Source organism: uncultured Campylobacter sp. (assembly GCF_937949835.1).
Taxonomy (GTDB): Bacteria; Campylobacterota; Campylobacteria; order Campylobacterales; family Campylobacteraceae; genus Campylobacter_B.
Window position 1 is genome coordinate 1 of record NZ_CALEDC010000250.1, and the last position, 11,665, is coordinate 11,665.

Consider the following 11,665-nt stretch of genomic DNA (forward strand, 5'->3'; position numbering starts at 1 on the left):
GCCGCTCGCACGGTGCGCGGTAACAAACTCGCGGCGCTAAAGCGTAGCGCGGATACTTGCGCAGCGTGCAATATTAGATCCCGTCGCAACCGCTAAATTTAAAGAACTGCTAAATTTTAAAGTCAGCCGAATTTTACGAATTTTAAAATTTACTGCCTTAAAATTTCGCTCTCTTCGCTAAATTTAACTTCTAGTTCCGATCTGATCTTGCGCGATCAAACGAGCCGAATTTAAATTTTGCCGCCCGCGCCGAGCTTTATCTCGCGCAGTGCCGCGCCGACGTCATTTTGGCGCATAAAATGCTCGCCGATCAAAAACGCATCGACGCCCGCCTCGTGCAAGCTTTTAAGCTGCTCGTGCGAGTGCAGGCCGCTTTCGGCGACGATGATCTTGCCGTTTGGAATCAGCGGGATTAGCCGCTCGCTCAGGCTCGTATCGACCTCGAAAGTCTCTAAATTTCGATGGTTGATGCCGATAATATCAGCCCCCGCAAAGACCGCCTTTTTCAGATCGTCCTTATCGTGGATCTCGCACAGCGCCCGAAGCCCCAGCCTGCGGGCAAACTCGAGCAGCTCTCTTAGCTGTTTGCCTTCCAGAGCTTTGGCAATCAGCAGGATAAAATCCGCGCCGTAAACCAGCGCCTCGAGGATCTGATAGCGATCAACGATGAAATCCTTGCGCAAAATGGGCGTGCGGGTATAGCGGCGGATCTGCGGGATGAACTCCAAATCGCCTCTGAAATAATGCGGCTCGGTAAGCACCGAAAAGGCGCTAGCGCCTGCATTTTCGTACTCCACCGCAAGGCTTAGCGGCTCAAAATTCTCGCGGATGATCCCCTTGCTCGGGCTTGCCTTTTTGATCTCGGCAATGATGCGAAGCGGGTCCTTCTCATCGCTTCTAAGCGCGCTTATGACGTCACGCGGCTCATAGGGATTGGCGCTTAGCGAGCGGCCGAGCAGATCCTCGGGCAGCTTTTCTTTGCGAAGTGCGAGATCTTCGCGAGTACGCTTTAAAATTTCGTCTAAAATCATCGCTACTGCTTTGGTGTCTGGATTTTAGAGCCGGTAGGCTCTTTCGACGTAGAATTTTGCTCTGGCATAAAATCCTGCCTCGATACGGAATTTTGTCTTGACGAGGCAGAATTCTGCGTGGCAGGATTTATGGGCGTCGCTAAATTTTCAGACGCCGCGGAATTTGCAGACCCAGCAGAATTTTGCAAATCAGAGTCTTTTGACGTTAAATCACGCGTTGCAGCGGAGCTCGGACGCGCGGAATCTAACGCAGAGCTTTCGGGCGCCGTAGATTTTATGGAATCAGGTGCAGGGGTTTTTATTGCCGGGCTTTGCGGCGCCTGATCTTTCGGCGCGGAGCCTTTTATCGTAGCGGGGTTTTGCGATATGGAATTCTGCGGCGCTACGCCTGTGCCTGCGGCGCACGCATCGATCGCCTCTAAATGCTCTTTGCCTTCAGGGGAATTAAAAAATTCTGCGTCTTTGATTTTAGCCATTTCATTTTTAGCCTTGTCGCACTCGCCAAGCTTGTAGTATCCCCAAGCAAGCGAGTCCAGATAATACGGCGAGTCGGGGTCTTTTTGCAGGGCGCGGCGGACGAGCTCGATGCCCTTGCGAACGTCCAAATCATGATCTATTAGGATGTAGCCGTAGTAGTTTAGGTGCACGGGGTCTTTAAGCTGCGGCGCGATATTTTCAAATTTTGCCACTACGCTAGATAAGGTTTTGGTATCTACATTTTTGCCCGCACTTTCATATTCGTAGATCGCCTCGATCGCCAAAAAGTCGTAATTTTTGGTCTTCATAAACTCATCGCGTGCCATTTTAATTGCAGTTTTATAGTCTTTTTTATGCGCGTAGGCATCGATTAGAAGCTCGCGCTTGTAGTCGTATTTCTTCAAAAGCTCGATTATTTTATCAAAGTCGTTTGAGTAGTAATAAATCGCTATCATATCGTCTAAGAATTTATTATCCCCTTTGGCTTCATACAGCGCCTCATCGATCTTAGCGACATCCAAATAGCGCTTATTCGCGCGATACACATCAGCTAGCAGCTCGCACGCCATACCCTGGGCGCAGCCGTAGATGCGCCTGTGCGTCTCGATGATGCGGATCGCTCCGTCCGAATCATCGAGTTTATTTAGCAACACATCGCATAATCTGATGAGATTTTCGTCGGTTTTGTCTAGCTCATAGGCTTTTTCAAAGTAGGTTTTGGCTAAAGTAAAATTCTCCATCGCATAATATGTCGCCGCTAAGATCGCGTAACTTCGCGAAACGGGATCTACGGTGACTAGCTTAAGAGCAGCGGTATTGGCATTTAGATTATCTTTAATGCCTAAGTAGTAGCCGATTTTTACTCGCAGATACTCAGAGTCTGAGCTTAGGCTCTTTTCGCCGAGCTTTAAATAGCGCGCCGTATTTTTACGATCTTTGATCGCAAAAGCGGTCTTTAGCGCCTCTAACAGATAAACGGACGAGCCCGTTTTATTGTATGCCTTTTCGTATAAAAACATCGATGCTACGGGATCTTTATGCAGTAGCTCCAAAGCCGTAAGCAAATCGAAATTTAGCTCGGCGTCCTCTTGCGCTCGCATCGCGTGATTTAGCTTTTCTTTGGTTATATTTTTGGCGCTTACGCCGCGATTTATCAAGCTCTTTTTAATTGCATCTTTTGCACCCTTTTTTGTGCCAATGCTAGAATTCTGATCAGACGCCTTTTTATCCGTAACGGACTGCTTCGCCGCTGCAGCATTCGTCCCACTCTCCGCACTTAGATACTGTGGCGCTAAAATCATCGCCGCGATTAAAATTCCGCCAAAAACCTTACCCCGATACATTCTTCCTCCAATTCTTTAGTATGCGTTTTAAAATACTCCCAAAACGGAAAGCTACGACACTGCTTCGGACGCAGCTCGTAAATCCCGCAGTTTCGCTGCGCTTCGTCAAAAAACACGCACGCTAAGCCACCTTCAAAGGGCTTTTCTTTTACGCTAAATCTAGCGCCTATTTTTTGTAAATAAATTTCTTTAAGCCTTGCGGGCGAAATTTTAAATTTTACCGCCAACGCCGCAATCTCGCTCTCATCTATCCAGATGTAGCCGCTCTCTCCGGTGCAGCACTTGCCGCCGCAGCGCTCACACGCGCTCGCATCGAAGCTAAAGCCGAACTCACTCATAATCCACGCTCGTTAAATCCGCGCTTTTATAGATCGCGTGGGCTTGTGCGGTGCGCTTTCCGTGCGCGCTAGCATAGATCGGAAGGACGATCTCACAGGGCGAGCGCGAGTTCTTACGAGCCTGCAAAAGCGCGAGCTTAGCGGGCTTTGAAATGTCGGGATAGACAAAACCAAGCCTCGTCAAATTTAGCCTAAACTCGCCTAAAAGCTCGCAAATTTTAGCTAGCTTACCCGCCTCGTAGCAAAAAATAAGCGTACCGCCAGGCTTAAGATGAGCATTCGCAGATCGCACGAAATCCCGTAGGCTAAGGCTTGCTGCGCTCTTACTAAGCGCCATATGAGGCTCTTTGCTAAGCGAAATGCGCTCTCGATAAAAGGGCGGATTTGAGACGATAAAGTCAAAACGCTTCTCGCTTTTAAACTCCGCAAAATCCGCGTGCAAAATCTCGGCAGGCAGATCGTTTTGCAAAGAATTCAGCCTTAAGATTTCTAAATTTCGCTCTTGGATTTCTAGCAAGCTTAGATTAATACTCTCAAAATCGCGCTTTAGCAAAAGCCCTAAAATTCCACATCCTGCACCCACATCCAGCACGTCGCCGTATATCGCTCGCGGATTTAGCGCGCCTTTTAAGCTACGCTCATCGCAATCGGCAAACCCGTCGTCACGCAAGCACTCCGTAGCAAAATCCGTGCGCTCCTTGGTGTCTTTAAATTTGCTCGCGTAATTTTTATCGTGCGTCTTTTGAGATTCTAAAGGCTGCGCGATTTGCTCGCCACAAAGTTTAAAATTTTCACCGCTTGCAATGTCAGGCTTTAAAGCATGCCAGGCTTCGTCGCTTTGGAAATCGTAATTTTTGCAGTGCTCGCTTTGAAATTTCTCCTGAAATCCCGCTTGAAATTCCTTTTTAAATTCCGCCCGGAATTCGGCGCAACCCTTATATCCAAAATCGCGATCATTCCTCGCGCTATGGCTAGCGGCATACGACTCTTCTTTACTAAAAGCGCAATCCTCGGCGCAAAATTTCGCCTCACCGCCTGCGCAATCCGAAGCGCAAAACTGCGCATTAAAGCCTCCATCTGTCGCGTCTTTAAATTCCGCACCACAGCCCAGCGCCCAAGAGCCATTTTGCGATGCTGCGTCAGCTTGACGTACGCCTGAGCTTCTTATAAAATTCCACAAAAAAATCGTATCGCTCGTGTAGCGATAACCCTTTTTAGGCTGATAAAGCCTCATCTGCGGATGTTTTTGATGATGGTATGGGCGTGATTTATCGCCACCACGATCGATCCGCCGCTTCTGCTGATGAGATCTCCGCCCACGTAAAGCCCGCTAGTGGCAGTCTGGAGATTTTCATCCACGATCGGCACGCCGTTTTCATCGTAAGCGATGCCGCATTTTTTAAGAAAATCAATCGGGCTCGTGCCGCCGATCGCATAGATCACGCGGTCAAATACGAGCTCGGTGCCATTATCAAATTTTACCAGCACCTTGCCGTTTTCATTCTCAAGAGCCTCTATATCGATGCCTAAACGCAAGATAATGTTGCCGTATTTGGTCTCGCGCATTACGTCGCTTTCGTTCGTCTCGTTTAGGCGGGTAAATTTAGGCTTGCGATAGCAAAGCGTCACGACATTGGTCTTGCATAGCGCTATAGCGTATTCGGCGGCTGAGTTACCGCCTCCGACGACTAGAATTTTTTCATTAATCGTGCATTTATCTAGATTGAAATTTACGCGTTGCGTGATCGAAGGCGGAATTTTATAAGCGGGCTTATTAGGCTTGCCCATCCTGCCAATTGCGACGATGACGTTGCGCGCGCGGTATCCAGCCGAGCTAGTCGTGATATAAAACTCATCTGCGTGCTTTTCGATCTTTTCGACCTCACTTTTGAAATTCGTATCGATTTCGTCGCTATCTAAGAGCTCGTCGAAATAATTTAGCACGCTCTCTTTCGTGCCGGTTTCAAACGAAATAGAGCCGCGCGTCTCGCTGTCAAAGCCCTTATATTCTTTATCGACGCGCTTTTTATCTTTGTAAAACTGCCTAATCGTTTGAGAGTGGTTGTCGCCTTTTTCAAGCAGAAGCACATGCGCAAGCCCGTTTCTTTTGGCTTCTACTACGGAAGCGATGCCGCAAGGACCGCCGCCGATCACCGCCAAGTCGTAAACGTCTATCATAAATTTCCTTTAATCTTTTAAATTTCATACAAAATTATAGTAAAAATTCCATTAAAATCAGTGGAATTTCCTAGCAATTTCGCAGTTTAAATTTAAAATTTTAACGCTTTAAGATGCGTGCTTGGCTAAATTTGAAAAGACATAATTTTCTCCGTTTAAATTTTAAATTTCACGGCGCCAATCCGTTTGTAAAAACTAGCGCGGCAAAAGCGGCAGCAAAAGCAGTAAATTTTAAAATTTCACTTTGCCAAGATGGAATTTTGCGAGCTAAGATAAAGCGGCAAGGGCGGTAAAATTTTAAAATTTTACCGCTCAGGCAGAAGTTTTAGTAGAAGCTTTAAGGCTAGTTGAAATTTAGCGTATACTTTATGCTAAAGTTAAATTCCATATCTTTCTCGACCTTTGGAAAGCTACCTTTTGTGCGCTCGACTGCGCTTAATGCACCCTCATCAAGCGAATCGACATTCGAAGAAGACGTAACGCGAAGACCCTTAACATCTCCGCTTGCCGTATATGTAAAGTGCACGCCTACAACGCCGATTTTACGCATACGTTGCGCATTTTTAGGGTAGTGCGACTGCGCGTAGCGCGAAATGATGGCGAAAATTTTCTTGCCGACATCGCTATTGCTAGGATCGCCGCGGCTTGTTATAGCGTCGCTACCGCCACCTGCGCTACTGGAGCCGCCGCCCCCGCCGCTACCCAGCGAAATAGGCTTTGTCGGATCAAACTTCGCCGTTAAATTCCTATCGCTGCTTTGAACTTTATGCTCTTTTTTCGGCTTAGGTTTTTCGACCGGTTTTGGTTTTTCTACCGGCTTTGGCTTAGGCTTTTCGACCGGTTTTGGTTTTTCGACTACAGGCTCTGGTATAGGCTCCGGTTCAGGAATCGGCTCGGGCTCCGGTATTGGCTCTGGCTCAGGTGGAGTTGGCTCCGGTTCGGGTTCAGGTTCAGGCTCCGGCGGAATGGGCTCGGGCTCAGGATCCGGTTCGGACTGATCGGAAGGAGGCGGGATATTGGGCTCATCGGAGATATCGCCCTGCTTGGCCTCATCCATTATGCTATCGATGGAAAAAGCTATCATATCGGGCATGCTAGGCGGCTTCGGTGCCGACGATAAAAGAGCAAAAACACCCACAGCGATGATGCAATGCAGCACCAAAGATACGATAAAACCTACTGCGCTATCTTTATTCATTGCTCTTTTTCGGTCACGATCGCGAATTTTTCATGGCCCGCCTTTTTTAGGACATCCATGATCGAAATGAAAGAGGAAAATTTCGAGTCCTTATCGTTTTTCAACACGACAAGATCATTTTTATCGAGCGCGGCAATTTTTTTCTCAAGCTCATCCTCGCTTATTGCGACATCATCTAGATAAATTTTAGATTCGCTATCTACTTTGATGGTAACTTTTTTATCCTCTTGCGGATTTTGCGAGCTTGAAGAAGATGGAAGATTTACCTTAATATGCCCCTGCGCGATAAAAGTCGAGACACTAAGCACAATCGCTAGTAGTACCAGCATAATGTCGATGAACGGGACGATATTTAGCCCGTCTCGTCTAGGAATGCTCATTTATTTAACCTCATCGTAGCGGTTTAGAAGCACATCTACCTTGCGGACAAAGCCATTGTAGATGATGAGAGTAGGTACGGCAACGACTAGACCGGTAGCAGTAGCTTTAAGCGCGAGCGAAAGACCTTGCATGATAGCCTTGGTATCGATACCGCTTGCAGTACTCATATCAAAAAATGTGATCATAATGCCGATGACAGTGCCTAAAAGACCGATGTACGGAGCATTTGAATAAACAATATAAAGTGTCGTTAAATTTTTTGTCAGAGCCTCTTCATATAGCGCCTTGCTTTTGTAATCGCTCGCCTTAACCTTCGAATAAAAAAGCAGCCTTTCGATAGTAAACCACACGACTAAAAAGCTCATAAATCCGAGGATCGCAAAGATAATGTAATCCACGTAATGCGCCAAAAATTCCATAATGCCCATAAGCTCTCCTTAAAAATTTTAAAAATTTTTATAAATTCAGCAAATCGCCTTGCCAAAAAATGAGCGATTTTATCAAAAGTAGATTTAATTTTTACTAAAATTTTGATGATCGATATTTAAATTATATTTTATCATTTAGCTTTATTTAATGATAATAAAGCATTCGGCGATATAATTCTAATGATTTTAAAATGTCTTGATAATTAATATAAAATAAAGGATTAATTTTATATTATTTGCCGTTTTTTAATCTTATTATCATTTAGGAGTTTCGTATGAAAAAATTTCATCTGGCTTTGTCTTTGTGCGCGGTTCTTTGCTTAAGCGCACAAGCAGACGAGAAATCAAGCGCTACGGACGCATCCAAAAGCAAGGATTCAAATACGCAAAGCCTAGGCGTAATCGAAGTTACTAGCGATTCTAGCACGCCTAGCACCGTGGATGATGTCAAAATCAACACCCGTAACGCCACGCTCGTCAAAGACGTATTTCGCGATATTCCGGGCGTGTATGTGGGCGGCACCAACGGCATGAATCAAAAAATTTATATGCGCGGCGTGAGCGATCGCGGTCTAAATATCACGATTGACGGCGCGAAGCAAAACGGCAATACCTTTCATCACAACGCCGATTTACTAATCGATCCGGATCTTATCAAAGCCGTAGAGGTCGATGTAGGCGCGCGCTCGGTCGTGAACGGCTCGGGCGCCTTGGGCGGCTCGGTAGCTTTTAAGACTGTGGACGCTTCTGATTTGCTTGAGGACGGACAGGATATCGGCGCGAAGCTCAAAGTGGGCTATACGAGCAATAACGAGGGCTACTCGCAAAGCGCGATGCTCTACGGCAGGGCGTTTGATAGCCTAGATATGCTTGCTGCGTTTAAGCACTACGGATACGGCTTCGGCGAATCTGGCAACGGCAAGCCTACGGGCGGCGACGGCAACGATATAAATTATTTATTAAAAGCGGGCTATAGCTTTTTGGATTTTCATAAAATTTCGCTCTCTACCGAGCATATGCAGTATAAAGGTCTCTATCCGCTGCGACCGGAATTCGGCTCATGGCTAAACGGGCAGCTGGATAACCGCAAATACGAGCGCGATACACACACGATCAAATACACGTATAATCCAAGCGACCTGCTAGAACTCGACATCACTGGATACTACACAAAGCATCAACGCATCGGATCGACTTCGACGAACGTAAAATGGGGCGTCGAGACCAAAGGCGGCAAAATCGGCGCTAAGAGTAAATTTGAAACGGGCGATCTGGCTCATACGCTGCGCTACGGCTTTGATTACTACCGCTCCGAAAACTACGTCAAGCCCGGCAATCTACGCCCCGAGAAGGTCGATAATTATAGCTTTTATATCGAGGATGCTATGCGCTACGGCGGGCTTACGATAACTCCCGGCGTGCGCTACGAAAGGCACGAGCTAAAGACTTACAACGGCAGAGGTGCTAATATCTCTAGCTACAAATATAAATTCAACGAAGTAAGCCCCGCCTTGGCGCTTGATTACGAGATCGGCGCGGGATTTGGAGCGTTTGCGAGCTATGCGCGGGTATTTAGAGGACCTGACGTAATGGAGAGCATGATGGCTGCGGGCACTAGCCGTGGCAGACCGCTAAGCTGGATGGCTAACGAAAATTTAAAGGCCACTACTGGTAACGCCTACGAAATAGGCGGTCGCTACAAAAGCGAGCTAGGAGAGAATTCCTCGGTAAGCCTAACTGCGAAGTATTTCAGAACGGAATATAAAAATCTCATCGTAGATAACAACGCTCGCAGCGGCGTTATCGGCTGCCCGGGAGGCGCAGCAAATACTTTATGCAGGGCTAACGCAGGCGGTGCGGACATTGACGGCGTCGAGCTTTTCGCAAGATTAATATTAGATGATTTGAGCCTTGCTGCGGGTTACACCCACCAGCACGTAGAATATAAAGACCGCGTGCGCAGCGGCTCGGGCTATCTAAGCTCAAACATCATCGGCTACCGCGACTATGGCGATAAATACACCTTCAATGCCGAGTACGCAATCTCTGCGGCGGATCTACTGCTGGGCTATAACTTGCTCTTTTTCGACTCCAAAAACGTAGCCTCCGCAAATAGCGACGAAAAAACAAAAGTGCCTAGCTACGCGGTTCACGATCTATATGTGACCTACGCTCCGGATAGCGGGCGATTTAAAGGGCTTGAGATCAACGCGGGCGTTTACAATCTCTTTGATAAAGCCTACGCATCGCACTCGCAGCGCAGCGCCGATTTCACCGGAGATTCAAACGCTATCGACTGGGAGCCGGGACGAAATTTCAAGCTAAGCGTGGCGTATAAATTTTAAAGCTTACGCGAGATGATCGCACGAAATTTTGCACGCTAAAGCGGCGAAATTTTAAAAATTCAAAACCTTTGGAATTTCAAAGTTCCTAGAGCTTTGGAAATTTGAAATTCCAAGGGCTTTGAATTTCAAGCTTTTAAATTCTACTAACAGAAATTTTCTCATAAAATTCTTGCAAATATTAAAATTCTCATTCGCAATGGAATTCTAGCGTGCAGCGGAATTCCAAAAATTCAAAGCGATATCCGCAGCGCTTCACATCCGAAGTTCGTTTAGAATTTATAAAATTCCTCCCGCTTCAAGCGCCGTCCGTTTACTCTTCATCGTTAAAATTCTGTTTTAAATTCTACTTAAAAGGAGAGCCTTTGTTAAATTCTACTAAAAACGCCATTCGCGGGGCGTTTTGGACGAAACCGTTCATAGTTTTAGTGCTGCTTTTGCTGCTGCTAATTCCGCTAAGCTTTATTGATAACCTCACCTACTCCCGCTCCGAAACCAAGCAGCTCGCGCAGGATTCGATCCTCACGCCAGTGGGCGGCGAGCTGCAAATCCAGGGCCTTGCGATCGTAGTGCCCTACGCAGAGATAATCGAAGCGATAGACAAAAGCAACAACGAGCTCGTAAAAAGGCGCGTAGAGAAAAATTTCATCATCGTGCCTAAAAACTACTCCCTCGCGGCGGAGATCGACCCCACCTATCTAAAGCGCGGGATTTTTCGCGTTCCGATATATAACGGCGACTTTGCGCTTAAGGCGGACTTTGAGGCGATAAACTATACCGAGCTCGGCGTCGATCCTGCGCGGCTAAATTTCGACGAAGCCGTGCTGGTGCTTGGAGTCGGCGATCAAAAATCCTTCACCGCCTCCCCCGCTTTAAGCTTAAACGGCAAGGAGCTTAAGCAATATCACGGCAACACCGAAGCTAAAATTTTCGATCGAAGCCTAATCTACAAGCTCCCCGCTTCCGCGCTGTCGTCTGATTTTAGCATCAGCGGTACGCTTAAAATCCAAGGCGGCGAGGCACTTCATCTAGCTCCGATCGCGCAAAATAGCCGTTTTGAAATTAGCTCTACTTGGGCATCGCCTAGCTTTGGCGGCGGCTTTATCGCCAAATCGCGCGAGGTAAGCGCTAACGGCTTTAAAGCTTCGTGGGAAGTTACAGGCTTAGCCGCAGGCATTGCTCCTGCGTGGCTTGCAGATCAAGATGACCGCGTCGCTATGACAAACTGGCGCAGCAACGACGATAGAAATGACGCCGTAAGCATCGGCTTCATCGAGCCCGTGAACAACTACTCGTTGATTAAGCGCTGCACGGATTACGCGCTGTTATTCTTAGCGGTGCCGTTTTTAGCGATCTTTTTGTGCGAGGTTTATACTCACGAGCGCATCCATCCGATCCAATACCTATTAATAGGGCTTGAGGACGTCGTTTTCTACCTGCTGGTGCTTTCGCTTTCCGAGCATATGGGCTTTGCGATCAGCTACGCTATCTCGGCGATCGCGGTAAGCGCGATAGTATTTTTCTACGCGAGCGCGATTTTCAAAGGCGCGCGCTGGGGCATTTTCATCACCTGCGTTCAGCTCGTTTCATATGCGATCCTCTATGTCATCTTAAATTCCGAAGACTACGCCCTATTGATGGGAAGTCTGATGATCTTTGCGGTGATTTCGCTCGTTATGTATTTTACGCGCAAGCTCGACTGGTACGACACGGCGATCCCAAGCGGCGAGAAAAAACAGGAACAAGAGCCCGAAATTTAGCCTTTTAAATTTACCACCAAATTTAATCGCAACGGCCTTTGGAGCTTTAAAATCCAAAGGCCATTTTAAATTTGCTCGCTAAATTTCAACTGCCAAAATTTCATCTATTTAAAATTTTACCCGCCGCGGCAGACAAACCGCGACCGAGCCGAACGGCGCATTTTAAAATTTTGCCCTGCGAGCGGGAGT

Annotated in this window: 10 protein-coding genes; 2 read left to right on the forward strand and 8 right to left on the reverse strand. The window is 47.2% G+C overall.

Annotated elements, in window-relative coordinates; all coding sequences use genetic code 11:
- Positions 1–230 precede the first annotated feature (230 nt).
- The 8 genes from trpC to exbB form a co-directional block, all read right to left on the reverse strand.
- Positions 231–1,031, reverse strand: coding sequence for an indole-3-glycerol phosphate synthase TrpC (gene trpC, locus Q0256_RS05700; protein WP_297960970.1), 801 nt, complete (start codon positions 1,029–1,031; stop codon positions 231–233).
- Between the two features lie 2 nt (positions 1,032–1,033).
- Positions 1,034–2,851, reverse strand: coding sequence for a hypothetical protein (locus Q0256_RS05705; protein WP_297960973.1), 1,818 nt, complete (start codon positions 2,849–2,851; stop codon positions 1,034–1,036).
- Complete coding sequence (locus Q0256_RS05710) at positions 2,818–3,189, reverse strand: YkgJ family cysteine cluster protein (RefSeq protein ID WP_297960976.1); 372 nt, start codon at positions 3,187–3,189, stop codon at positions 2,818–2,820. Before Q0256_RS05710 ends, Q0256_RS05705 begins: the two co-directional genes overlap by 34 nt.
- A complete protein-coding gene (locus tag Q0256_RS05715) occupies positions 3,182–4,423 on the reverse strand; it encodes a methyltransferase (RefSeq protein WP_297960979.1) in 1,242 nt (413 codons plus the stop codon). The genes Q0256_RS05710 and Q0256_RS05715 overlap by 8 nt, the downstream gene beginning before the upstream one ends.
- A complete protein-coding gene (locus Q0256_RS05720) occupies positions 4,420–5,367 on the reverse strand; it encodes an NAD(P)-binding domain-containing protein (RefSeq protein ID WP_297897124.1) in 948 nt (315 codons plus the stop codon). Before Q0256_RS05720 ends, Q0256_RS05715 begins: the two co-directional genes overlap by 4 nt.
- A 343-nt stretch (positions 5,368–5,710) precedes the next feature.
- Positions 5,711–6,565, reverse strand: coding sequence for an energy transducer TonB (locus Q0256_RS05725; RefSeq protein WP_297960982.1), 855 nt, complete (start codon positions 6,563–6,565; stop codon positions 5,711–5,713).
- Positions 6,562–6,945, reverse strand: coding sequence for a TonB system transport protein ExbD (exbD, locus tag Q0256_RS05730; RefSeq protein ID WP_005872149.1), 384 nt, complete (start codon positions 6,943–6,945; stop codon positions 6,562–6,564). Before exbD ends, Q0256_RS05725 begins: the two co-directional genes overlap by 4 nt.
- On the reverse strand, positions 6,946–7,365 hold the full coding sequence (gene exbB, locus Q0256_RS05735; protein ID WP_040304198.1) for a TonB-system energizer ExbB: 420 nt from the start codon (positions 7,363–7,365) through the stop codon (positions 6,946–6,948).
- A 284-nt stretch (positions 7,366–7,649) separates the two neighbouring features.
- Between exbB and Q0256_RS05740 the strand changes: the two genes are divergently transcribed.
- Positions 7,650–9,719 (forward strand): TonB-dependent receptor, encoded by a 2,070-nt coding sequence (locus tag Q0256_RS05740; RefSeq protein WP_297960985.1) that lies wholly within the window; start codon positions 7,650–7,652, stop codon positions 9,717–9,719.
- Between the two features lie 362 nt (positions 9,720–10,081).
- Positions 10,082–11,476, forward strand: coding sequence for a cell envelope integrity protein CreD (gene creD, locus Q0256_RS05745; protein ID WP_297960987.1), 1,395 nt, complete (start codon positions 10,082–10,084; stop codon positions 11,474–11,476).
- Positions 11,477–11,665 lie beyond the last annotated feature (189 nt).

Coding starts and splice junctions, on each gene's coding strand:
- exbB (WP_040304198.1), bottom strand. CDS start 7,365: ATGGAATTTTTGGCGCATTACGTGGATTACATTATCTTTGCGATCCTC.
- Q0256_RS05725 (WP_297960982.1), bottom strand. CDS start 6,565: ATGAATAAAGATAGCGCAGTAGGTTTTATCGTATCTTTGGTGCTGCAT.
- Q0256_RS05705 (WP_297960973.1), bottom strand. CDS start 2,851: ATGTATCGGGGTAAGGTTTTTGGCGGAATTTTAATCGCGGCGATGATT.
- trpC (WP_297960970.1), bottom strand. CDS start 1,031: ATGATTTTAGACGAAATTTTAAAGCGTACTCGCGAAGATCTCGCACTT.
- Q0256_RS05715 (WP_297960979.1), bottom strand. CDS start 4,423: ATGAGGCTTTATCAGCCTAAAAAGGGTTATCGCTACACGAGCGATACG.
- Q0256_RS05710 (WP_297960976.1), bottom strand. CDS start 3,189: ATGAGTGAGTTCGGCTTTAGCTTCGATGCGAGCGCGTGTGAGCGCTGC.
- exbD (WP_005872149.1), bottom strand. CDS start 6,945: ATGAGCATTCCTAGACGAGACGGGCTAAATATCGTCCCGTTCATCGAC.
- Q0256_RS05740 (WP_297960985.1), top strand. CDS start 7,650: ATGAAAAAATTTCATCTGGCTTTGTCTTTGTGCGCGGTTCTTTGCTTA.
- Q0256_RS05720 (WP_297897124.1), bottom strand. CDS start 5,367: ATGATAGACGTTTACGACTTGGCGGTGATCGGCGGCGGTCCTTGCGGC.